At 69.7% G+C, this 20,698-nt stretch carries 24 protein-coding genes and 1 pseudogene; 12 read left to right on the top strand and 13 right to left on the bottom strand.

Annotated features, from left to right (window positions below; all coding sequences use genetic code 11):
- Nucleotides 1–223: 223 nt before the first annotated feature.
- From AQJ58_RS19245 to AQJ58_RS19230, 4 genes are all read left to right on the top strand, one after another.
- Entirely contained in the window at nt 224–901 is a 678-nt protein-coding gene (locus AQJ58_RS19245; protein WP_067251661.1) for an HdeD family acid-resistance protein, read from the top strand.
- A gap of 316 nt (nt 902–1,217) precedes the next feature.
- Nucleotides 1,218–1,631, top strand: a complete 414-nt coding sequence (locus AQJ58_RS19240; RefSeq protein ID WP_055638318.1) for a helix-turn-helix domain-containing protein — start codon at nt 1,218–1,220, stop codon at nt 1,629–1,631.
- Between the two features lie 86 nt (nt 1,632–1,717).
- Nucleotides 1,718–2,419: a hypothetical protein gene (locus tag AQJ58_RS19235; protein WP_067251660.1), complete on the top strand. Its 702-nt coding sequence runs from the start codon at nt 1,718–1,720 to the stop codon at nt 2,417–2,419.
- A 163-nt stretch (nt 2,420–2,582) separates the two neighbouring features.
- Nucleotides 2,583–2,921 carry a DUF2516 family protein gene (locus tag AQJ58_RS19230; RefSeq protein WP_079079049.1) on the top strand — a complete coding sequence of 113 codons (339 nt, stop codon included), beginning with the start codon at nt 2,583–2,585 and terminating at the stop codon, nt 2,919–2,921.
- Nucleotides 2,922–3,037: 116 nt separating this feature from the next.
- On the opposite strand, the gene AQJ58_RS19225 is transcribed toward AQJ58_RS19230, so the two are convergent.
- The 3 genes from AQJ58_RS19225 to AQJ58_RS19215 form a co-directional block, all read right to left on the bottom strand.
- Complete coding sequence (locus tag AQJ58_RS19225) at nt 3,038–4,396, bottom strand: PP2C family protein-serine/threonine phosphatase (RefSeq protein WP_067251656.1); 1,359 nt, start codon at nt 4,394–4,396, stop codon at nt 3,038–3,040.
- A 289-nt stretch (nt 4,397–4,685) separates the two neighbouring features.
- A complete protein-coding gene (locus AQJ58_RS19220) occupies nt 4,686–5,774 on the bottom strand; it encodes a C40 family peptidase (RefSeq protein ID WP_067251654.1) in 1,089 nt (362 codons plus the stop codon).
- Between the two features lie 270 nt (nt 5,775–6,044).
- Nucleotides 6,045–6,857 (bottom strand): methylase, encoded by an 813-nt coding sequence (locus tag AQJ58_RS19215; RefSeq protein WP_067251653.1) that lies wholly within the window; start codon nt 6,855–6,857, stop codon nt 6,045–6,047.
- Between the two features lie 216 nt (nt 6,858–7,073).
- Between AQJ58_RS19215 and mshA the strand changes: the two genes are divergently transcribed.
- Nucleotides 7,074–8,411 (top strand): D-inositol-3-phosphate glycosyltransferase, encoded by a 1,338-nt coding sequence (gene mshA, locus AQJ58_RS19210; RefSeq protein WP_067251651.1) that lies wholly within the window; start codon nt 7,074–7,076, stop codon nt 8,409–8,411.
- Nucleotides 8,404–8,925: a type III secretion system chaperone family protein gene (locus AQJ58_RS19205; protein ID WP_067251649.1), complete on the top strand. Its 522-nt coding sequence runs from the start codon at nt 8,404–8,406 to the stop codon at nt 8,923–8,925. The genes mshA and AQJ58_RS19205 overlap by 8 nt, the downstream gene beginning before the upstream one ends.
- A 247-nt stretch (nt 8,926–9,172) precedes the next feature.
- Here AQJ58_RS19205 and AQJ58_RS19200 read toward each other — a convergent pair whose 3' ends face one another.
- Nucleotides 9,173–10,465, bottom strand: coding sequence for an MDR family MFS transporter (locus AQJ58_RS19200; protein WP_067251647.1), 1,293 nt, complete (start codon nt 10,463–10,465; stop codon nt 9,173–9,175).
- A gap of 161 nt (nt 10,466–10,626) precedes the next feature.
- On the opposite strand from AQJ58_RS19200, the gene AQJ58_RS19195 reads away from it, so the two are divergent.
- Nucleotides 10,627–11,388 carry a phosphoglyceromutase gene (locus AQJ58_RS19195; RefSeq protein ID WP_067251645.1) on the top strand — a complete coding sequence of 254 codons (762 nt, stop codon included), beginning with the start codon at nt 10,627–10,629 and terminating at the stop codon, nt 11,386–11,388.
- A gap of 80 nt (nt 11,389–11,468) precedes the next feature.
- On the opposite strand, the gene AQJ58_RS19190 is transcribed toward AQJ58_RS19195, so the two are convergent.
- Together AQJ58_RS19190 and AQJ58_RS44500 are read right to left on the bottom strand one after the other, a co-directional pair.
- On the bottom strand, nt 11,469–11,765 hold the full coding sequence (locus AQJ58_RS19190) for a ribosomal protein L7/L12 (protein WP_067251644.1): 297 nt from the start codon (nt 11,763–11,765) through the stop codon (nt 11,469–11,471).
- A gap of 150 nt (nt 11,766–11,915) precedes the next feature.
- Nucleotides 11,916–12,106, bottom strand: a pseudogene (locus AQJ58_RS44500) (SpdD protein); the annotation flags it as partial.
- Nucleotides 12,107–12,501: 395 nt separating this feature from the next.
- Between AQJ58_RS44500 and AQJ58_RS19185 the strand changes: the two are divergent.
- Nucleotides 12,502–12,729 carry a hypothetical protein gene (locus AQJ58_RS19185; RefSeq protein WP_067251642.1) on the top strand — a complete coding sequence of 76 codons (228 nt, stop codon included), beginning with the start codon at nt 12,502–12,504 and terminating at the stop codon, nt 12,727–12,729.
- Between the two features lie 144 nt (nt 12,730–12,873).
- Nucleotides 12,874–13,221 carry a hypothetical protein gene (locus AQJ58_RS19180; RefSeq protein WP_234360096.1) on the top strand — a complete coding sequence of 116 codons (348 nt, stop codon included), beginning with the start codon at nt 12,874–12,876 and terminating at the stop codon, nt 13,219–13,221.
- Nucleotides 13,222–13,373: 152 nt separating this feature from the next.
- On the opposite strand, the gene AQJ58_RS43360 is transcribed toward AQJ58_RS19180, so the two are convergent.
- The 4 genes from AQJ58_RS43360 to AQJ58_RS19170 form a co-directional block, all read right to left on the bottom strand.
- Nucleotides 13,374–13,940, bottom strand: a complete 567-nt coding sequence (locus AQJ58_RS43360) for a hypothetical protein (protein WP_159056266.1) — start codon at nt 13,938–13,940, stop codon at nt 13,374–13,376.
- Between the two features lie 568 nt (nt 13,941–14,508).
- Complete coding sequence (locus AQJ58_RS19175; protein WP_234360095.1) at nt 14,509–14,823, bottom strand: hypothetical protein; 315 nt, start codon at nt 14,821–14,823, stop codon at nt 14,509–14,511.
- 274 nt (nt 14,824–15,097) lie between these two features.
- Nucleotides 15,098–15,298 carry a hypothetical protein gene (locus AQJ58_RS40960; RefSeq protein WP_079079033.1) on the bottom strand — a complete coding sequence of 67 codons (201 nt, stop codon included), beginning with the start codon at nt 15,296–15,298 and terminating at the stop codon, nt 15,098–15,100.
- A gap of 671 nt (nt 15,299–15,969) precedes the next feature.
- A complete protein-coding gene (locus AQJ58_RS19170; protein WP_067251869.1) occupies nt 15,970–16,179 on the bottom strand; it encodes a hypothetical protein in 210 nt (69 codons plus the stop codon).
- A 264-nt stretch (nt 16,180–16,443) separates the two neighbouring features.
- Here AQJ58_RS19170 and AQJ58_RS19165 point away from each other — a divergent pair, with 264 nt between their 5' ends.
- The 3 genes from AQJ58_RS19165 to AQJ58_RS19160 all read left to right on the top strand — a co-directional run bounded on the left by AQJ58_RS19165 (nt 16,444) and on the right by AQJ58_RS19160 (nt 18,551).
- A complete protein-coding gene (locus tag AQJ58_RS19165; RefSeq protein ID WP_067251867.1) occupies nt 16,444–16,887 on the top strand; it encodes an SCO4402 family protein in 444 nt (147 codons plus the stop codon).
- Between the two features lie 17 nt (nt 16,888–16,904).
- On the top strand, nt 16,905–17,078 hold the full coding sequence (locus AQJ58_RS43840; protein WP_199844615.1) for a hypothetical protein: 174 nt from the start codon (nt 16,905–16,907) through the stop codon (nt 17,076–17,078).
- Between the two features lie 150 nt (nt 17,079–17,228).
- Nucleotides 17,229–18,551: a hypothetical protein gene (locus tag AQJ58_RS19160; RefSeq protein WP_067251639.1), complete on the top strand. Its 1,323-nt coding sequence runs from the start codon at nt 17,229–17,231 to the stop codon at nt 18,549–18,551.
- Here the strand turns inward: AQJ58_RS19160 and AQJ58_RS19155 are convergent.
- From AQJ58_RS19155 to phoU, 3 genes are all read right to left on the bottom strand, one after another.
- Nucleotides 18,453–19,217 (bottom strand): rhomboid family intramembrane serine protease, encoded by a 765-nt coding sequence (locus tag AQJ58_RS19155; RefSeq protein ID WP_067251638.1) that lies wholly within the window; start codon nt 19,215–19,217, stop codon nt 18,453–18,455. The two genes, AQJ58_RS19160 and AQJ58_RS19155, sit on opposite strands and share 99 nt — an antisense overlap.
- A gap of 57 nt (nt 19,218–19,274) precedes the next feature.
- A complete protein-coding gene (locus AQJ58_RS19150) occupies nt 19,275–19,523 on the bottom strand; it encodes an SCO4226 family nickel-binding protein (RefSeq protein WP_067251865.1) in 249 nt (82 codons plus the stop codon).
- Nucleotides 19,524–19,937: 414 nt separating this feature from the next.
- The gene (gene phoU / locus AQJ58_RS19145; protein WP_067251636.1) at nt 19,938–20,639 is read right to left on the bottom strand and encodes a phosphate signaling complex protein PhoU; all 702 of its coding nucleotides are present in this window, start codon (nt 20,637–20,639) and stop codon (nt 19,938–19,940) included.
- Nucleotides 20,640–20,698: the final 59 nt, after the last annotated feature.

Genomic DNA, 20,698 nt, shown 5'->3' with positions numbered 1-20,698 from the left:
CCATCGGGTCGTGCGCCCCCCCAGCGGGCCGAGTCTCCGGCGCTCAGCGCGTAACGCCGCTGAGTACGAGGCCATGGGGAAATGAGGTGAACTGCTCACCACTTACCAGAAGCAGCACCTGTTCGACCTTGCGAAAGCCTGCCTTCGCCAGATGAAACAGGGCCGGGAGGGGGGACGATGGAGGTGTACCTGCCGACCGTGCTTTCCCGGAGGAGGTAGCGGCATGACTTATCCCCACGATTCCTCGGGCGTCGGCCCTGCGCGCCGCATCGAGCCACAAGACGCCCCCTTGACCGAGGGCCTGGGCGCCTTGGCGAACATGGGCTGGCAGATACTTCTCACCACGGGCCTGGCGACGATCGCCCTGGGCATCGTGATCTTTGCCTGGCCTGAGGAGACGCTGCAGGTCGTCGGCGTACTCTTCGGCATCTACCTGCTGGTTACCGGTGTCTTCCAGCTGGCCGCCGCCTTCGGCACGCACGTCCCCCGGCATCTTCGGGTGCTGCACTTCCTCACGGGCGCGCTCTCCGTCCTGCTGGGGCTGATCTGCTTCCGGGGCACTCTGCAGTCGGTATTTCTGCTCGCTCTGTGGATCGGCTTCAGCTGGCTGCTGCGCGGCATCATGGTGACGGCTGCGGCGGCCTCCGCCGAGGACATGCCGGCACGCGGCTGGCAGCTCTTCTACGGGATCATCAGCGTTCTGGCGGGCATCGTGCTGATCGTCTCGCCGTTCACCTCGATCGCCGCACTCACCCTGGCGGTGGGCGTCATGGCCGTGGTCCTGGGGGTGGTCGAAGTGTTCCAGGCCATCAGGATGCGCGTCGAAGTCGGTCGCCTCGCTCCGAGCGGCACTGCCGCACAGCGGCGGCCTCTGTTCCACCGCCCGCACCCCCAGCACTGATCACCGGGACCGTGCCGAGATGCCGGGAGCAGCGGGGAAAGCTCCAGTCGCCGGCCTCCCTCCCGGCTCCGCCCAGGACAGCCGGAACGGCTGTGAGGGGATGCCTGTCACCAGGGGGCGAAGTCGAGCCCACCCCACTGAATGCCCGGAGACCTCTGAGACGTCAGCTCAGAGGCCCGGACATCTCCGAGACTGCCCGCACCTCACACAGCCAGGAGAACTTCACACTGAAGACCCGGCGCTTCCCCCTGTGGCGCGACACACTATTGCAAGCAGGTGCTTGCAATAGTTAGCGCGGGTGGTGCACAGTGGAGACATGGCATCGCTCAACGTCGGCAATCTCGGTGACTACCTGCGCGAGCAGCGGCGCAACGCCAAGCTCTCGCTCCGGCAGCTCGCCGACGCCGCCGGGGTGTCGAATCCCTATCTGAGCCAGATCGAGCGCGGGCTGCGCAAGCCGAGCGCGGAGGTGCTGCAGCAGGTCGCCAAGGCCCTGCGGATCTCCGCCGAGACGCTGTACGTGCGCGCCGGCATCCTCGACGCGGAGCGGGACCGGGACGAGGTCGAGACCCGCGCGGTCATCCTTGCCGATCCCACCCTGACGGAGGCGCAGAAGCAGGCACTGCTGCAGATCTACGAGTCCTTCCGCAAGGAGAACGGATTCGAGAGCGGTCAGGAGAGCCGGCCCGGGGACGAGGGCGACGCCGATCCGCAGCAGACGGCCAGTTGACCGGACCAGGGGACCGGCCGCCGACTGCGGACTCGTACGACCCTCAGCCGAAGACGACGAACGTGAATCCGGGAGGACCTACCACCATGGCCATCACCGACGACCTGCGCAAGACCTTCAGCGACCCGACCCCGCTCTACTTCGCCGCGGGCACCGCGGACCTGGCCCTCCAGCAGGCGAAGAAGGTGCCGGCCCTGGTGGAGCAGCTGCGCGCCGAGGCCCCGGCCCGTATCGAGGCCGTGCGCAACACCGACCCCAAGGCCGTGCAGGAGAAGGCCGCCGCCCGCGCCAAGGAGGCCGGGGCCAAGGCCAAGGAGGCGCAGGAGACCTTCCAGACGAAGGTCAACGACTTCATCTCCACCCTCGACGGCGACATCAAGAAGCTCGGCACCACGCTCGACGCCGACCTGAAGAAGCTCGGCGAGTCCGCCCAGGACCTCGCGCTGCGCGGTGTCGGCGTCGCCGCCGAGTACGCCGTCAAGGCCCGCGAGACCTACGAGAAGGTCGCCGAACACGGCGAGCAGGCCGTGAAGACCTGGCGCGGCGAGGCCGCGGAGGAGATCGAGGAGCTGGCGATCGTCGTCGAGGGCAAGGACGCCCCCGCCCCCGCCACCGCCACCGCCACGGCCCCTGCCCCCGCCGCCGAGCCGAAGCCCGAGCCGAAGTCCGCCCCGGCCGCCGAGGCCAAGGCCGAGCCGGCCCCGGCGCCCGAGAAGAAGACGGCCGCGAAGAAGGCCCCGGCGGCCCGCCGGACGACCGCGAAGAAGACGACGCCGCCCGCCAAGTGAGACGCGGCGCCGGCCTCGACGCCGACACGGAGATACGGTCACGGGCCGGGCACGGAAACGCTGCCCGGCCCGTTGTACGGGGTGACGAGCGCGCGGTTGCGGGTACGGTGACCGCGTAAGGACGAACCGGGTCGTGCCTAGTCGGGTGGTGGACGTAGTGCTGATGCAGGGTTTCGCAGGGTTCATGTCACTGTTGAGCCTGGCCCTGATCGTGTTCAGCGGCTTCGCGCTGATCGACGCGGCCGTCCGCCGCGAGGACGGCTACCGCGCCGTCGACAAGCAGACCAAGCCCTTCTGGATGATCATCCTCGGGATCGCCTTCGTGGTGAACCTGATCTTCCCGATCCTGTCGTTCCTGCCGGTCATCGGTCTCGTCGCGACGATCGTCTACATGGTCGACGTCCGCCCCGCCCTCCGAGGCCTCCCCGGCGGCGGCCGCAGCCAGCGAGGCGGGGGCTCCAGCAGCGACGGCCCCTACGGCCCGTACAACGGCGGCCGGTAGGAATCCTCGGGACGGGCGCAGCCCCGTCACCAGGGGCGCGGGGAACCGCCCGACCAGCCACGGACGGCCCTCACCAGGAAGACCACCCTCACGGCGAAGCCCTCACGGCGAAGCCCCTACGGCACCCGGTCCAGCAGTACCACCGCCACGTCGTCCGTGAGCTCCCCTCCGTTGAGCTCCCGCACCTCACTCACCGCGGCCCGCAGCAGCTCCTCCCCGCTCAGCCCCTCGGAGAACTGCCGCCGGATCATCTCCACCATGCCGTCCTGCCCGAGCCGCTCCTTGCGTCCCGAGCCCACCCGCCCCTCGATCAGCCCGTCGGTGTAGAGCATCAGGCTCCACTCCGACCCCAGCTCCACCTGCATCCGGGGCCAGCGGGCCCCCGGCACCAGTCCGAGCGCGGGCCCGTTGTTCTCCTGCGGCAGCAGCCGCGCCGGCCGCCCGGGGGCGGCGATCAGCGGCGCCGGGTGCCCGGCCAGGCAGAGCCCGGCCCGCCGCCCGTCGGGCGCGATGTCCACCGTGCACAGCGTCGCGAAGATCTCGTCGTCGTCCCGCTCGTGCTCCAGCACCTGTTGCAGGGTGCCGAGCAGTTCGTCACCGCACAGCCCCGCCAGGGTCAGCGCCCGCCAGGCGATGCGCAGCTCCACGCCGAGCGCCGCCTCGTCCGGGCCGTGCCCGCAGACGTCGCCGATCATCGCGTGGACCGTGCCGTCGGGGGTGCGGACGGTGTCGTAGAAGTCGCCCCCGAGCAGCGCGCGCGAGCGGCCGGGGCGGTAGCGGGCGGCGAAGCGCAGCGGGGAGCCCTCCAGGAGCGGTGTGGGCAGCAGCCCGCGCTCCAGCCGGGCGTTCTCCTGGGCGCGCAGCTTGCCCTCGGCGAGCCTGCGTTCGGCCGTGTCGGAACGTTTCCTCTCAACGGCGTAGCGGATCGCACGGCTCAGCAGTCGGCCGTCCAGCTCGTCCCGGAAGAGATAGTCCTGGGCGCCGACGCGCACGGCCTCGGCACCGCGCTCGGCGTCGCCGGAGGCGGTGAGCGCGAGCACGGCGTGCCGGGGCGCGAGCCGCAGGACGTGCCGCAGCACGGCCAGTTCCTCGGTCTCGCCGGCCTTCGCGGCCCGGCCCGGCGCGGGAAGCGCGAGGTCGAGCAGGATGCAGTGCACGTCGTCGGTGAGCAGCCGCTCGGCCTCGGTGAGGTTGCGGGCGGTGCGGACGCGGATGGGCTTGCCGTCCGAGTCGAGCAGATCGGGGACGATCGGCGCGGCCGTGGGGTCGTCCTCGATCAGCAGCAGGGTGAGCATGGGGTGCGTGGTGTCGTTCTCGGCCGTGGCGGCCTCGCGCACGGTCTCGTCGTCGGTGCGGGCGGCGTCCCGCCGGGGCGGGTACGCGTCGCCGGAGGGGCGGCCTGCTGCGGGCACGGCCTGCGCCTGACCACACTCCGCGGCCGGGATCGCTCTCTGCCGCGGTACGGGTGCGGGCATGTGTCGGGTTCCTTCCCTCCCCCCGAGGGCACGGCGGGGACGAGGGACCTCGACCCACCGACCGGGACCATAGCGGCAGAAGGCGCCACAGCGGAATGGTGTGCGGCACGCTGCTTGATCTCAGGCCACTGTCATATGCCGCGTTTCCTGCCGCAGTTGGGCAGGCTGGTACAGGACGCGGATGACGAAGGTCACGTCCGTAGGGGGTTTGGGGCGTCCGGCCGGGTGCCGTGGGTCACGTGTCCGGGGTCACGAGGGCGGTGAGGGAGCCGGTTCGGGGCTTTCGCTCCTATGCGTCCGGGCGCACCACCGCGAGGATCGGCATGGTGCCGGCCCCGGCGAGGGTGACCGTACGGCCCGGGCGGGGGGCGTGGATGATCGCGCCGTCGCCGACGTAGAGCGCGACATGGCTCGCGTCGCCGAAGTAGATGATCAGGTCGCCGGGGCGCATGTCCTCGACGGGCACATGCTGGAGCTGCTTCCACTGCTCCTGCGAGGTGCGCGGGATCGGGTGCCCGGCGCTCTTCCAGGCCTCGGAGGTCAGCCCGGAGCAGTCGAAGGAGTCCGGACCCTCGGCACCCCACACGTACGGCTTCCCTATCTGCGCGGTCGCGTAGGCGATGGCCTTCTTCCCGGCCGCGCTCGCCTTGCCGTCGATCTCGTCGAGGATGCCGGTGTTCAGCCAGGCGGTCTGTGCCTTCTGGTCGGCCTGTTCCTGGAGTTGGGCGAGGCGTTCCTTCTCCGCCTTCTCCAGCTGGGACTCCAGCTCCTCGGCCGCGGAGATCTGCTTCTCGATCTTCTTCTGGGCCGTCGCCTTGGCCTTGCGGTTGGCCTCCAGCTTGGTCCACTGGGCGGAGGCGTCCGCGGAGTACTGCTCCAAGTCCTCCTGGATGCGGGTCAGTTCCGCGATCAGGCCCTTGGTCGCGCGCTGGCCCTGGAGCACCCGGCCGGCTCCGTCGAGGAAGTCGCCCGGGTCGTCGCTCAGCATGAGCTGGGCCTCGTCGGGCAGCCCGCCCGTGCGGTACTGGGAGCGGGCGGCGGCACCGGCCCGGTCCTTCAGCTCCGCGAGCCGCTCCCGGCCCTCGACGATCTTCTGGGCGAGGGCGACGATCTCCGCGGACTGCTTCTTCGCCGCCTCCTCCGCCGCGTTGTAGGCGTCGGTGGCGACGGCGGCCGCGTGGTAGAGCGACTCCAGCTTCTCGCGGACCTCTTCCAGGTCCCCGCTGGGCGGGAGGGTGAGGTCGGGGGCGGTCGTCGCCGTCGGGGACGGGGTGGGGCTGTCAGGGGCGGCGAACGCCGCGCCGGGTGCCCCCAGCACGGTCACCGCGCAGACGACCGCCACCGCGACCGCGAACAGGCCGCGCTTGCCCGGACCCATACCTCTTCCCCCCAACTGATTTCTCGTCAGTAACCCACGGTGCTCGGGGGATCGTGCCACGTCATGGCCGAAAGTGACAGAGTCAGGCCCGGAACCGACTGGTGCCGAACAGCTGAGCCCTTCCCCGCGCGCCCTTCGGCACGCCCCCGGAATGATGATCGCCCTGCCGATGTGACGAACGACTCAAGGAGATCGTTCCCATGTCCCACCAAAGGGTGAACGATCGGTGAAACAGCGGCGAGGCGGGCCTCCGTCAGCCCCGGGCCTCCTTCAGCCCCGGGGCGCCAACGCCCCCCACCGCACCGTCGCCTCCCCCTGCCGCCACCGCGCCGGGCCGTCCGTCACCGGCCAGTCCGCGGCGAGGTCCCGCACCGCGCGGATCCAGCGCTGGCGGGCGCCGTACGAGGCGTAGGGCGCCGCGGCGGCCCAGGCGCGGTCGAAGTCGCGCAGGAACGCGTGCACCGGCTCGCCCGGCACATTGCGGTGGATCAGCGCCTTGGGCAGCCGCTCCGCCAGGTCCGACGGCCGCTCCAGGGACCCCAGCCGGGCCGCGAAGGTGACGGTGCGCGGCCCCTCGGGCCCGAGCGCGACCCAGACGTGCCGGCGGCCGATCTCGTCGCAGGTCCCCTCCACGAGCAGCCCGCCCGCCGACGCCCCGCCGGCCGGCGCGAGCCGCGCGCACAGCCGCTCCCACACCCCGGCGACCTGCTCCTCGTCGTACTGGCGCAGCACGTTGGCGGCGCGCACCAGCTGGGGCCGCTGGGGGAGGGGCAGTTCGAATCCTCCGTGCCGGAAGGACAGCCCCTCACGCTCGTACGGCTTCGCGGCGGCGACCCGCGCGGGCTCGATCTCGACGCCCACCACGCGCGCGCGTGGCGCCACCGACCGCAGCCGGCCGAGCAGCTCGACGGCCGTCCAGGGCGCCGCGCCGTACCCGAGGTCGACGGCCACCGGGTCGGCGGCCCTGCGCAGCTCGGCGCCGTGCGTCGCGGCGATCCAGCGGTCCATACGGCGCAGCCGATTGGGGTTGGTGGTCCCGCGGGTGACGGTGCCCACGATGCGCAGGGGCGGGCGGGAGCTCATGGCATACGAGGGTAGGCGGTGTGCGGGACGGGCTATGACGCGTCCGCCGGACGCCTGCGGCGATCGAACGGTTGAGCGATCCGGGTAATGCTCAGGCAAAATACACCGTCCCGGTGATCCTGCCCGGGAATGGGAACACCTCGCTCCGGTGTTCCAGCCCCCCGGGAGGCTTTCGCCCCCTCCGTCCGGCATGCCCGCAACAAGGAGGAACGCCACGTGAGCCACCACGCCAGCCGGCTCGGGCGTCGCTCTCCGGCGGTACCCCCGCGGCTCAGGCTCCACCGCCGCCCCCGCCGAGTCGCGATGCTCTCCGTGCACACCTCGCCGCTCCACCAGCCCGGCACCGGCGACGCCGGCGGCATGAACGTCTACATCGTGGAGCTCGCCCAGCGCCTCGCCGCGATCAACATCGAGGTGGAGATCTTCACGCGCGCGACCGCCGCCGCCCTCCCCCCGAAGGTGGAGATGGCCCCCGGCGTCCTCGTCCGCCACATCGACGCCGGCCCCTACGAGGGACTCAACAAGGAGGACCTCCCCGCCCAGCTGTGCGCCTTCACCCACGGCGTGATGCAGGCCTGGGCCGGCCACCGCCCCGGCTACTACGACCTGGTCCACTCCCACTACTGGCTCTCCGGCCACGTCGGCTGGCTCGCCGCCCAGCGCTGGGGCGCCCCCCTGGTGCACGCGATGCACACCATGGCCAAGGTCAAGAACGCGAACCTCGCCGACGGCGACACCCCGGAACCCGCCGCCCGGGTCATCGGCGAGACCCAGATCGTGGAGGCCGCCGACCGCCTCATCGCCAACACGGCGGAGGAGGCCGACGAACTCGTCCGGCACTACGGCGCCGACCCCGGCAAGGTCGCGGTCGTCCACCCGGGCGTCAACCTCGACCGCTTCTCCCCGGCCGACGGACGCGCCGCCGCCCGTGCCCGCCTCGGCCTCCCGCAGGACGCGCTGATCCCCCTCTTCGCGGGGCGCATCCAGCCCCTGAAGGCCCCCGACGTCCTCCTGCGCGCCGTCGCCGCCCTCCTCGACGTACGCCCCGATCTGCGCACCCGGCTCGTCGTACCGGTCGTCGGCGGTCCCAGCGGCAGCGGCCTCGCCAAGCCGGAGGGCCTGCAGAAGCTCGCCGCCCGGCTCGGGGTCGCGGACGTCGTACGGTTCCGCCCGCCCGTCGGCCAGGACCAGCTCGCGGACTGGTTCCGCGCCGCCTCCGTGCTCGTCGTGCCGTCGTACAGCGAGTCCTTCGGCCTGGTCGCCATAGAGGCCCAGGCGGCCGGCACCCCGGTCCTCGCCGCGGCGGTCGGCGGCCTTCCGGTCGCCGTGCGCGACGGCGAGACGGGCTTCCTCGTCCAGGGCCACGACCCGACCGCGTACGCGCGCGTGCTCGAACGTTTCGCCGACACCCCGGAGCTGCCCGCCCGGATGGGCACGGCCGCCGCCGCCCACGCCCAGTCCTTCGGCTGGGACACCGCGGCCGCGGTCACCGCCGACGTCTACACGGCCGCGACCCAGGCCCACCGCCGTCCCGTACGCTCCCAGCATGGGTGAGGCGGAGAAGAACGCGGCGCGGATCATCGAGGCGTACCTCGCGGGCGCGGAGCTGGAGTGGGAGGCCCCGCGCCCCGGCTCCTACGTCGTCCAGCTCCCCGGCACCGCCAAGCTGAAGACGACCGTCTCCCTGCTGGTCGGCCGCCACTCCCTCTCCCTCAACGCCTTCGTCATCCGCCACCCCGACGAGAACGAGCCCGGCGTCCACCGCTGGCTGCTGGAGCGCAACCTCAAGCTGTACGGCGTGAGTTACGCCGTCGACCAGCTCGGAGACGTGTACGTCACCGCCCGGCTGCCCCTGCCGTCGGTGACGCCCGACGAGGTGGACCGCCTCCTCGGCCAGGTCCTGGAGGCGGCGGACGGTGCCTTCAACACCCTGCTGGAGCTCGGGTTCGCCTCCGCGATCCGCAGGGAGTACGCCTGGCGCGTCTCCCGCGGCGAGCCGACCCGCAACCTGGACGCCTTCGCCCACCTCACCGGGCACGCGGACGGGCCCCGGCCGGCCGAAGGGTGACCGGGGGGTGGCCGGGGGGTGGCCGCCTTGCGCGCGTACCGCCCCGGCGGGACCCCCACCGACCTGCGGAGGTGCCGGGTGGGACGGAACTGCTCGAAGAAACCGGCCGCCACGGCCACCTGGGCCTTGGGCGTATGAACGGCAACCGTGCGGCGGTGGCGGCCCCTGGCTCCCGCCCGGGCGGATGCCCCCTACCGCACGCGCCGGTGATTGGCCCCCGCCTCACGCGTCGGCGGATGCCCCCGCCTCACGCGCCGGTGCCCGACCCGCTCCGCATCGCCGCCGTGCGCCCCTCCTCCGTCACTTCGCCCACTTCGCCGCCGTCGCTGACGGGCTCCTCGCCCGCCGGACGTCGCATCAGCACGGCGTAACCGGCCCCGGCGAGCGTCCCCACGACCGCGCACGTCCCCCACAGCCACTCCGCTCCGAACCGGTCGATGACGAAACCGGACATCACGGGCGCGACCAGCGAGGCGACGGCCCAGGACAGGGTGTACATGCCCTGGTAGCGCCCACGGCCGTGGGTGGGGGAGAGGGCCACGACGAGCCCGGTCTGGGTCGGCGCGTTGACGATCTCGGCGAGGGTCCACACGCAGACGGTGAGCGCGAAGACACCGACCGACCCGGCGAAGGCGGTGAGCCCGAAGCCGTACCCGGCGAGGGCCGAGGAGATGACCAGCAGCCGGCGGGGGTCCCGGTGCTCGATGAAGCGGGTGACCGGGATCTGGAGCACCACGATCAGCACACCGTTGACCGCGATGGCGAAACCGTAGTCGGCGGGCGTGAACCCGGCGGCGCCCATGGCCACCGGCAGCCCCACGGACCCCTGCTGGAAGACGAGCGCGACCAGGAACGACAGCCCGACGACACTCATGAACCGCAGATCGCGCACCACGGTCCCAAGCCCCACCGACTCCTCCCGCACCGCCGCCTTGCTCTCCCGCTCCGGCCGGGACTCCGGCAGCTTGAGGAAGATGACGACCGCGCACACGAGGGTCATCCCGGCCTCCAGCAGGAACCCGGCGCGGTAGCTGACCTCGGCGATGAACCCGGCGGCCATGGAGGAGACGGCGAACCCCAGGTTGATCGCCCAGTAGTTGAGGGAGAAGGCCCGCACCCGGTCCTCGGGCCGCACGATGTCGGCCATCATCGCCTGCACGGCCGGCCGTGAGGCGTTCGACGCGGCGCCGACGACGAACGCGACCCCGGCGATGGCGACGGGATCGGTGACGAACCCGAGCACGGCGACCGACCCGGCCGTGGCGATCTGCGAGAGCAGCAGCGTGGGCCGCCGCCCGATCCGGTCCGCCATCACCCCACCGCCCAGCGAGGAGACGACCCCGCCCAGCCCGTGCAGCGAGGCGACCAGGCCGGCGTAGGAGGCGGAGTACCCCCGGTCGAGCGTCAGATACAGCGCCATGAAGGTGGCGACGAACCCGCCCAGCCGGTTGACGAGCGTGCTCGTCCAGAGCCACCAGAACTCACGGGGCAGCCCGGAGAGGGTCTCGCGGGCGGCACGTCTGAGTGCGGTGACGGACATGGCGGAGCCCCCCGTGGGTCAGAGCCGGTAAGTGGCGCAAGTGATGCGCACAACTTACGAAGCGGGGGCCGCCGGAAGCGAGCGGATTAACAGAACCAGTCAACCGTCCGAGGAACGAGCAGGGGCGCACCGCATCAGGACGGTGGATTACGCTCATAGCCATGGCCGACGCACCGTACAAGCTGATCCTCCTCCGCCACGGCGAGAGCGAATGGAACGCGAAGAACCTGTTCACCGGCTGGGTGGACGTCAACCTCAACGAGAAGGGCGAGAAGGAGGCGGTCCGCGGCGGTGAGCTCCTGAAGGACGCCGACCTGCTGCCCGACGTGGTCCACACGTCCCTCCAGAAGCGCGCCATCCGCACCGCGCAGCTCGCCCTCGAGTCGGCGGACCGCCACTGGATCCCGGTCCACCGCTCCTGGCGCCTGAACGAGCGCCACTACGGTGCCCTCCAGGGCAAGGACAAGGCGCAGACGTTGGCCGAGTTCGGCGAGGAGCAGTTCATGCTCTGGCGCCGCTCCTACGACACCCCGCCCCCGCCGCTCGCCGACGACTCGGAGTTCTCCCAGGCCGCGGACGCGCGCTACGCCTCCATCCCCCCGGAGCTGCGTCCCCGCACCGAGTGCCTGAAGGACGTCGTCGTCCGGATGCTCCCCTACTGGTACGACGGCATCGTCCCCGACCTCCTGGCCGGCCGCACGGTCCTGGTCGCGGCCCACGGCAACAGCCTCCGCGCCCTGGTCAAGCACCTCGACGGCATCTCGGACGCGGACATCGCGGGCCTGAACATCCCGACGGGCATCCCCCTGTCCTACGAACTGGACGCCGACTTCAAGCCCCTGACCCCGGGCGGCACCTACCTCGACCCCGAGGCGGCGGCCGCGGCGATCGAGGCGGTCAAGAACCAGGGCAAGAAGAAGTAACCGCCCACGCGTAAGCCCCCTACCTGCGGGTTCTTCGCTGGGAGGGGGCTTTTCGCTGCCTCTGGGCCGTCTCTGGGCCGTCAGGCCGATGGGGCCGTGCGCTTTCCGGGTTCCGGCTCTTGTCTCCACTCCGCTCCGGCTCCGGCGCTTTGGAGCACAGCGACAGCGGACTGAGCCCTGTACGCAGACAGACCCCCAAGGAGGGTTACGGGCGCTTGGCGCGCCAGGACCCGGCTGTGCCACAAGCTCTGCCCCGTCACCTTGCGCACTGCTCGGATCACATCCATCTCCCGGGGCCCGCAGTCGATGAGCACCACCTCGTGGGACGGGTCGTCGCAGAGCAGCATGTAGTACTCGGTGGACTCGTCGTCGGCCATCTCGCCCTCCTGGCTCAGCGAACGGGAGCGTATGCGCCCGCGAAAACGGCAGCCACGGCTTTTCGGGTGCGCTCCTGGCTGGACGGCATGAGGTGTGCATACACGCGGACAGACCCGGGTCCGAGTGACCGAGGTACTCGGCGAGGGCCTTGAGATGGCCGTGACGGCGACGGCGGCCAGGAGCGCGGTGAGGACGACGACGCCGACGAGGACGGCTGCGACGGTCTTCTGATCGATGGAGACCGAGGGGAGCGCCGGGCGCCGGGCGGGGGCCGGGTCGCTGGGGCGTGGGTGTAGGTGGGCTGCGGGGTGGGGTTGTCCGGGTACTTGTGCAGGACCACAGCTGCAACCTCCTGGTTCAAGCCCAGGCTGCGCTCCGCTCCGCCGGGCGGCTCCCGGCTCCGCTCGGGGCGCCGCTCCTGCCCTTCGGCCCGCTCCGCCTGGGCTGCGCCGACGCCCACCCGCATATGGATAGGGCCGGGGCCAAGAGTCGAGCCCCGGCGTCCGCGGCCCACGGCTCCGGCGGGGGATCGGCCGGCACCGGGTGGGAGGCGGCGCCGTTCCCGGGCGCGGGCACATCGTGGCGAGCGTGGAGCCGGGAGGGTGGTGGGTTGCCGTCGAGCGCTTGTGCTGCGATCGCCGAGAACCTCTTATCTTGCTCAAAGTCGGCGTCATGCGCATGCCGGAGACATAGATTCACTTCGACTATAAACGGCAAGGGCGGGGCGTTCACACGATGGCGAAGAAGCCGGTACGTGCAGCACTGGGTGATGTCTGGCTCAACTGCCAGGTCTGCCACGGGGATCTGTTCCGAGAGCGGGATGTCCTGCTCAACAGCGCCGGCATGGAGTTCATGAATTTGGCCTGGGCCAACGAGAACGCCACCGGCCTCATCTGCTGGCGGTGCGGCTACGTCCACCTCTTCGTCAACAAGGACATCAAACTCTACCGAGCGGACAGGTAATTCATGATTTATTCAGGCCCGCGGGCATGGTTCGCCGGATGCGCTGTGGCAGCGTCTGTGATCCTGCTCAGCTCATGCACATCTGGCAGCGGTGAAGATAAGGCCTCCGCTGCTCCCTCGTCGTCCGCGTCGAATCGGTCTCAGGTGGCAACCGGGTCCTCCGAGGAGAAGTTCACCAAGCAGGCTCAAGCGGCCCTTTCTACCGTCCACATCGGGAAGCTGGTCGAGGCTGGCGCGGAGCGGATGGCCGACGGCATCCATACGGAGCCGAACCTGGGTGAAGGCAAGACCTACAAGCTCAACTTGGTATGCGTTGGCAAGGGCAGCGTGCAGCTCACATTCATACCGACGGCTGCTGGCACAAAAGCCGAGGTGCCGTGCGATCAGGAAGTGGTCCAGCAGCGGATTACTGTTCGCAAGCCGATACACATTGATGTCGACGGAGCCAAAGGATCAACCGGTGTGATCGCCTGGCAGATCGACGCCATCTGATCAGTGCAGCGGGTGCCCTCGCGCAGATACTGAGGGCGTTCAGTCCGTACAGCAGCGAAATGCAGCAACCCCAGCAATTTTCAGCGACAGATACCGGTCGCCACGCCCCACTCCGCAGCATGTATGACCTCCAACGGCCGATCTATACAGAGCTACGGATCAGAAGGGTTTCGAACCGGCCGCCAGGGTGGAGGCCAGGGCACCTCGCGCAAGGTGCCAATCTCAGCTATCCGCAGGCTCCGCCGAGCATGCCGGTAGAACTCGACGCGAGCAGCCCGGTAGTCACTGAAAGCCTGTGTCCACGATGTTGGATCGCCAGCCAACTGCCCGCGAGCGAGCCATTCGAGATGCCAAACGCATCGATTGAGTTTTTGCACCGCCTCAGCCGTGGCAGCGTCGGTCAGGAGACTGAGAGCCTCCACCATGGCCGACCTCCGGCCTTCAATGGTTGCAGCCTGCTCCAGCTCCACATCGGTCGGTTCGAGGGGCGCCGGATGGTCAGTGAGACCGCGATGTGCGGCAAGCCGCTGGTAGCGGGTGGCACACTCCTTCACCGCATGGCTGTAATCGCTGTATGCCTGAAGAAGCTGACCATCCCAGCGTGTCTCCTGCTGCCTTCGCCATCGACTTCGCTCGGTCAGCGCCCCCACCACATACGACATTAGGCCACCAACCACCACGCCCAAGAGCGTCGGCAGCTGGTCAACGATCCCACTCATATGCCCCCCAGCACTGAGACCTCTGAGGACTACATACCCGCACGGGGGCGACAACGGCACTCCGCGTTGGAGCGCCGATCCCTCGGACCACTCCTGCGCTGTATGGCACTGCACGTCGGGGGCCGGCAGCACCACGACCGCGCCGGATCGAGCGGGAATCGCGGGGAATCACGGTGAAAGCGGCCGAGCCCGCTGAGGTGGCAAACCTGCCGTTCGAGCAGGTCAGCGCCCACAGCAGGCCCTAGATGTCCGCAGCTTCCCAAGCTGGTGGCTCGCGCACCGTCGTGACGGGCCAGCCGTCGCGGCTTGCTCTGGTCGACTTCACAAGCCGGTAGCGTGGCTGAGGCCGGGGGGCCAGCGAGGCATACGTGTGCGTGGTCGGCCGACACACCCCCCGTCGTGGCTGACTGTCGTCGGCTGAGGTTCGTGCCACTGCCGTGCCAGATGCAGGGTCAGCCACGGTCAACGGGGTGTCTCGCGGTCGAGTCGCCAGCAGTCTGACCAGGTATCGAAGCCCCAGCTCAGCGGCACGCCCCCTCCTCTCTCCTGCAGTGGTTGTCCAGCCTGTTCACCGACTCCACACGCGATGGAACTCTTCCGTCGGGATGGCCTTCAGCGGATCCTGTTCCGGATCGATCGCTTGGTCGGTCAGGCCGCCGTGCTCGTCCTCCAGGTGCTCCCAGCTGTACCGGTGGAGCTGGCCGGCCGCAGTAAGCTCGGCCTGCTTGATGACGATCAACTCGCCGCGGACGGGTACGGCCTCGATGTACCAGAGGCCGCCTTCTTCGTCAGCGTGGCGGAAGTGGCGCCGCAGAGTGGCGCCCTCGTCGATTGCTCGGTAGTACGCCATGATCTCTGCTGCGATGCGCTCCAGGTCGTCCACGGAGCCATCGTGCCAACGCGCGAGCGTAGTTCGGCCGTTCTGGCATCTACGAGTGACATCAACGGCACCGGACACCAGCAATCCCAGGCTCAGGAGGACTTCCTCCCAGACTGACCCTTCGGTCGTGTTCGGGTGCGCCAGAGATCCTGGAAGTGCAGCTCAGCTGTCGGCGAGTCGGCTCTAGTTCGGGTGAGGAGCTGTCATGCCGCCTGCCGTGTCTGTGGCAGCCACTGAAATCACTCGCTTCAGAAATGCTCGACTAATCGCTTGCTCATTACTCCCGCATGTCCGCCTCACGGCCTTCTTCGTCCCCGTCCTCATCTACTGGCGACACATTCGCCCTATAAGCCTTCTTCGCGCGGTGCCATGCCGCAAACACATCCGGGAGCTGATCAAGCAATCCCCGGACTACAAACAACAGGATGGTCACCACGCCGGAAGCAGCCAGCAAAGAGAGAATGATCTGAGAATCCACCCGTTCGACACTTTCTGATCGGCAGTCGAACTCGGGTGAATCCACTCAGCTCGACCGCAACTTAAACGGTCAGAACTGAGATCCACGCCGACAGTAAAGCTCAGATCATGCAAGAAAGAGTTGTAAGGCGGCGCACTAATGGGCGCCACAGGTGGATGACGAGGGCAGGAGTCCGGGTCGTGGTTCACGGATCATCCAGTTCCGATGCGACATGTCGGCTCGCACCGGAATGGCCTGCTACTCGTACGTTATCGGCAACAGCCACTCACGGAGCGGATCAACGAAAAAAGCTGACAGTCGTATCTGCTTTGTGATAAAGGCCAACCGGACAAGGCTCACCCGTACACAAGCTCCTCCCGTGACGTCTCGGGGCCGGGAGGGGCTTGTTGATGACCAGCTCTGACACGACTACCAAGTCGGCAGACTCTCCGCTGGCAGGGCGGAACCAGTGCCCAGCCCAGCGGTCCTCAATGACCCTCCAGCCGATAGTCGTGCCACTCGCGTGCCAGATCCTGGAGGGGCTCACGGGGAATAGTGGGGAATCGGTCGCAGATTTCCCAAGGCTGGAGCACCATTCCGGCGCAGGTCAGTGAGGTAGTCGCCGCCAGAAGACCCGAGCTTCCCAAGCTGAGTGCTCCTGACAGCAAGCATGATCAGCAACTGGCACACCCTTATGAGTAGAAGCCGGCCCCGTACTCGTCATGACCGCATACGAAGTCACCCGGACGCTCCGCCTTCAGCACCTCGTACCTGGCGGCAACGACATCCAGGGCCTCATGAAGCGAGCAGCCGAGATGGTCACGGAGTGTCTTGAGGCCCAGGATGATTTGGTTGGAAAGTATCTGCTCGTCGGCAACGTCGACTGCGGCGCCATTGACCATGACTGCGATCGAAGCCGATAGATGGCTCACTGGGAAACGAGGTTTGTGGAGCACGGGCGTCCTGTCCTGGGCCAGTGAGAGCGTGGCGTGCGCGGTCGCGGCGGGGCCCGGCCGAACCAGGGCCGTCTCTGGGCCGTCCGAGGACGCTCGACAGCGGCCAATGACGACCAACGACGACCACCAGGCGCACGAGCCCACCACCCCAGAGCAGCGAAAACGCAGGTGGTCAAGAGCCGGGGCTGTGCCGTCGGTAGGGTCGGCGCCGTGAGTGAAGACGCCGGCCTCATGGCGAACCACCGGGTCCACGTCGTCCCCGCGGTACTGGCCCTGGCCAATCCGCCGTGGCAACGCGACGTCTGGCTCGACGCGGCAGTTTTCGAGAACGTGGACCATGTCTTCCACACGCTGTTCGACGACTTCTGTGATGCCGACGAACCGGAGCGGTTCCTCGGTATCAGTTTGAGGACGGAGGAAGAGGTCGCTCTCATGCGGGAGCTGGGAGTCGCTCTGAACAGCGCGGTGGCCCAGGTGCCCGACGACACGGACGAGGGGTGTCTGCGGTCGCCGTCATGGCCGGAGGTCGTCGCCGTCGCCGGGCGTCTCGCTCAGGTCATGGTCGCGAACGACCTGAAGGAACTCGCTGCCCTGCACGAGTGGCCTCGCCGTCGCCGTGGTTGTGCCCGTGCCCGCGGGGAACTCGGGAGGTGACGTGTGGAGGTGCTGAGATGACCGCCGGAGAGAGAGTCAAGGCGAAGGCCGAGCAGGTCGTTGGGAAGACCGTGCGAAAGGCGGCCCGCGCCCTGCACAAGAACACCCTCGCGGCAAAGGGCGCCGCCCTGGAAGCGCGGGGGAAGATGCGTGCGGAGAAACAGAGACTCAAGGGCGCCGTCAAGCGCTGATGCCGGCGTCGTACAAGCCTGGGTAGTGGTTCCGTGGCTTCCGCACCGCGCACTCGTCACACATTCCACCGTCGTCTCCGACTCTGTGCGGCTTCCCTGCTTCTCACGCTGGCCGTTCTGCTCGCGCCCGTCACCGTCGTCGCCACGTGGGTGAACTCCGAGATCACCGACGTCGATCGGTACGAGCAGACCGTCTCCCCTCTCGCCAGGGACCCCGCCGTGCGGAAGGTGGTGATCGACCGGGTCACCGACGGGCTGGTGAAGAAGATCGACGTGCACAGGGTCAGCCGTGCGCTCGCCGACACGCTGGCCGACCGCGACGCGCCCCGCTTCCTCGTCGACACGGCCCGGTCGCTGGACGACCAGCTCAAGGCCGGGGTGACGACCGGCGTGCGCTTCGCGGTCGGGAAAGTGGTGACGAGCGACGCCTTCGCCAAGGCGTGGGACAGCGTCAATCGCGGCGCGCACACCGTCGCGACGAACGTCCTCACCGGAGAGGGAGGCGGGGCGCTCGAGATCAAGGGCGACACCCTCACCCTGAACGTGGGCCCGGTGGCGGAAGAAGTGCAGAGGCAACTGATCGGCGCGACGCTCGTCAAGGCGGAGGACATCCCCGGTGCCGACAGGTCGATCGTGCTGGCCCGCAACGACAATCTGGGCGCGGCCCGCGACGGTGCCCGCTGGCTCGGCGTCGTCGGCCCGTGGCTGCCCCTGACGGTGGTTCTGCTCGGCGGCCTGGGCATCTGGGTGGCGCCCTCCCGCCGGGTCGCGCTGATGGCCGGCGGCATCGGCACCGGCCTCATGATGTGCGGCCTCCTCGTCGGGCTCGCCGTCAGCCGTCAGATCTACCTGGACGCGGTGACTCCGGCCGCTCAGTCGCGGGATGCCGCGGCAGCGGTCTACGACACCCTGGTGCGGTTCCTCCGGGAAGCCGCCCTCACCGCGCTCCTCGCCGCCCTGTTCGTCGTGAGCGCGGGGTATCTGTACGGGCCCGGCCGCGGCGCGACCGCCGTGCGCTCGGCTGCGGCCCACGGCACCGCGACCGCCGGGCACGCGCTCGCCCGCAGGGGGGTGCGGACCGGGGCTGCCGGACAGTGGCTGCGCACGCACCGGGCCGCCACCACGGCCGTGGTCGTCGGCGCCGGTGGCCTCGTCCTCTTCCTGTGGAACTACCCGACGACCACCACCGTGGCCGTTCTGGCCCTGCTGGTCGTGGTCGTGCTGGTGATCCTCGGCATCCTCGCGGCCGCGGGCGCGGCCGCGGACGCGAGCGAGGAATCGGACCAGCGCTTATCGGGCGAAGCCCGGCCCCGGTGCCCGTCTCGCCTCCGCCCGCGCCCGCGCCGCCCGCCCGCCCGGAGCACCTCGGCCGCTTCAGAGCAGCCCCAAGTCCCCCAGTTCCTTGTGCAGGTCCGCCCGAGGGTGCCCGGCGGGGGCCGTGGTGCCGGGGAGTTGGGGGGACGAGTCGGCTGAAGAGCCGGATGTCGAGCCGGCGGGAAGGCCGGAAGGACGGTCGGAGGAGTCTCGCCGGGGCCTGGCCGCCTGCGGGCGCCTGGCGCGGTCGCGGAACAGCCACGCGCCCAGGAGCCCGCCGGCCAGGCCGCCCAGGTGGGCCAGCCAGCTGACGCCCGGTGTGCCGGGGACCGCCACCGTGAGCATGTAGGCGAAGGACGCCGCCATCACCATCCCGATGAGCGTGTCGACGAGATGGCGGTCGAAGAGGCCGCGGACGACGACGTAGCCGAAGTAGCCGAAGATCAGGCCGCTCGCGCCGACCGTCTCCGCGTTCCCGCCCTCGAAGAGCCAGACCGCGAGGCCGCTGGTCACCGCCACCAGCAGGCTCAGCCCGAGAAAACGCAGCACCCCGCGGTACGCGGCCAGGAAGCCGAAGATGAACAGGGGACCGGAGTTGCTCTCGATGTGCGCCCAGCTCCAGTGCAGGAAGGGCGCCGTGAGGAGGTGCGGCAGGGAGCCGACGTCGCCGGAGACCAGGCCGTACTCGCGGGCCGGCGCGTAGTCGTCGGCGAAGTTGGCCAGCTGTACCAGCCAGACCAGCACCAGGAACCCGAACATCACGAAGAACGCCTTGCGTGCCTCCGCGACCATCAGCTGTGCGTCGGACGACGTCGGCCTGTCCATGGTGTCTCCCCCTCCACCCGACGGACTCCCACCCGCCGTACCTCCATCATGCAGCTTTCACACCTGGAGCGGGACCGCGTGGACCTCGTCGGCCCGGTGGCCCGTGCGCTCGTGGATGCGCTGCACCGCATCCGCCGACGGGGCTTCCGAGAGGCAGTAGACGACGCCGGAGTCGGGGTCCGCCCACGCGGACTCGAAGTGGACGCCCTCTTCCCCCTCTATGGCGAGGTCGGCCTGGTGCGCCTGGAGGAGCTGCTCGCGGGTGATGCCCTTCATGTTGTGGTGGACGTCCATGAACTTGGCCATGGTGCCCACCCCCTTTCCGGCTGAGGTGCCTGCACGTCCTCTCCATGCTGCGCCCGCACCGGCGCACCCGCGACAAGAGGGCGGGGCCCGGTGTGGTCACCGGGCCCCGCCCCGTCGTACCTACGACGCCGCGCTCAGCCGCACTGGCACGGGCTGCCCGACTGGCACCCGCAGCCGCACCCCGAACCGCAGCCGCACGCGCCGATCAGCATCAGGTTCCTGATCTCGGCGGGCTGCCCGGTCGGGCGTTCCTGGGTGGGGTCGGGCTGAGGCGTGCTGGGGGACTCGGCCATGGGTTCCTCCCGGAGGCGTAGGGCCTGTGCCCATTTCATGCCCCTTGTGCCGGGCGCATCAACGGCGCACAGTGGCGCCCGCACGCCCTCCGGAAGCCCATCACCTGCCTCCCCGGCGGCGCTACGCCCCCTCGGTCCCCGTGGCCGACTGGATGTCCGGCTGGACGTCGGCCTGGAGCTCGTCCGCGTGCTCACCGGTCACCAGGAACACCACGCGCTTGGCGACCGCCACCGCGTGGTCGGCGAACCGCTCGTAGTAGCGGCCCAGCAGGGTCACGTCGACGGCGGTCTCGATGCCGTGCTTCCAGCGGTCGTCGATCAGGTGCTGGAAGAGCGTGCGGTGCAGCAGGTCCATCTCGTCGTCGTCCTGCTCCAGCTGGAGCGCCAGGTCGACGTCCTTGGTGATGATGCACTCCGCCGCCTTCGCCATCAGGCGCTGCGCGAGCTGGCCCATCTCCAGGATCGTGGCGTGCAGGTCGCGCGGCACCGCCCGGTTCGGGAAGCGCAGCCGGGCGAGCTTCGCCACGTGCTGGGCGAGGTCGCCCGAGCGCTCCAGGTCGGCCGACATCCGCAGCGAGGTGACGACGATCCGCAGGTCGGTGGCGACCGGCTGCTGGCGCGCGAGCAGCGCGATGGCCTTCGCCTCCAGGTCGTGCTGCAGGTCGTCGACCCTCTGGTCGTTCTCGATGACGCTCTCGGCGAGCTTCAGGTCGGAGTCGAGGATGGCGGTCGTGGCGCGCCCGATCGCCGACCCGACCAGCCGGGCCATCTCCACCAGGCTGTCGCCTATCGAGTCAAGTTCCTCGTGGTACGCGTCCCGCATCAGGATTCCCTCTCGTACGTACGTATGCTCCGGGGCGAACCCCACGGTGCCACGGTCTG

This window comes from Streptomyces sp. DSM 15324 (genome assembly GCF_001514285.1).
Taxonomy (GTDB): domain Bacteria; phylum Actinomycetota; class Actinomycetes; order Streptomycetales; family Streptomycetaceae; genus Streptomyces.
This window is presented reverse-complemented; position numbering and strand designations above follow the sequence as displayed.

Bases quoted from the DNA above. Each gene is read 5' to 3' on its own strand.
- phoU (WP_067251636.1), bottom strand. From the start codon at position 20,639: ATGCGGGACGCGTACCACGAGGAACTTGACTCGATAGGCGACAGCCTG.
- AQJ58_RS19170 (WP_067251869.1), bottom strand. From the start codon at position 16,179: ATGGTCAATGGCGCCGCAGTCGACGTTGCCGACGAGCAGATACTTTCC.
- AQJ58_RS19185 (WP_067251642.1), top strand. From the start codon at position 12,502: ATGGCGAAGAAGCCGGTACGTGCAGCACTGGGTGATGTCTGGCTCAAC.
- AQJ58_RS19245 (WP_067251661.1), top strand. From the start codon at position 224: ATGACTTATCCCCACGATTCCTCGGGCGTCGGCCCTGCGCGCCGCATC.
- AQJ58_RS19195 (WP_067251645.1), top strand. From the start codon at position 10,627: ATGGCCGACGCACCGTACAAGCTGATCCTCCTCCGCCACGGCGAGAGC.
- AQJ58_RS19200 (WP_067251647.1), bottom strand. From the start codon at position 10,465: ATGTCCGTCACCGCACTCAGACGTGCCGCCCGCGAGACCCTCTCCGGG.
- AQJ58_RS19215 (WP_067251653.1), bottom strand. From the start codon at position 6,857: ATGAGCTCCCGCCCGCCCCTGCGCATCGTGGGCACCGTCACCCGCGGG.
- AQJ58_RS43840 (WP_199844615.1), top strand. From the start codon at position 16,905: ATGACCGCCGGAGAGAGAGTCAAGGCGAAGGCCGAGCAGGTCGTTGGG.
- AQJ58_RS19205 (WP_067251649.1), top strand. From the start codon at position 8,404: ATGGGTGAGGCGGAGAAGAACGCGGCGCGGATCATCGAGGCGTACCTC.
- AQJ58_RS43360 (WP_159056266.1), bottom strand. From the start codon at position 13,940: ATGAGTGGGATCGTTGACCAGCTGCCGACGCTCTTGGGCGTGGTGGTT.
- AQJ58_RS19230 (WP_079079049.1), top strand. From the start codon at position 2,583: ATGCAGGGTTTCGCAGGGTTCATGTCACTGTTGAGCCTGGCCCTGATC.
- AQJ58_RS19220 (WP_067251654.1), bottom strand. From the start codon at position 5,774: ATGGGTCCGGGCAAGCGCGGCCTGTTCGCGGTCGCGGTGGCGGTCGTC.
- AQJ58_RS19235 (WP_067251660.1), top strand. From the start codon at position 1,718: ATGGCCATCACCGACGACCTGCGCAAGACCTTCAGCGACCCGACCCCG.
- AQJ58_RS19155 (WP_067251638.1), bottom strand. From the start codon at position 19,217: ATGGACAGGCCGACGTCGTCCGACGCACAGCTGATGGTCGCGGAGGCA.
- AQJ58_RS19190 (WP_067251644.1), bottom strand. From the start codon at position 11,765: ATGGCCGACGACGAGTCCACCGAGTACTACATGCTGCTCTGCGACGAC.
- AQJ58_RS19150 (WP_067251865.1), bottom strand. From the start codon at position 19,523: ATGGCCAAGTTCATGGACGTCCACCACAACATGAAGGGCATCACCCGC.
- AQJ58_RS19240 (WP_055638318.1), top strand. From the start codon at position 1,218: ATGGCATCGCTCAACGTCGGCAATCTCGGTGACTACCTGCGCGAGCAG.
- AQJ58_RS19225 (WP_067251656.1), bottom strand. From the start codon at position 4,396: ATGCCCGCACCCGTACCGCGGCAGAGAGCGATCCCGGCCGCGGAGTGT.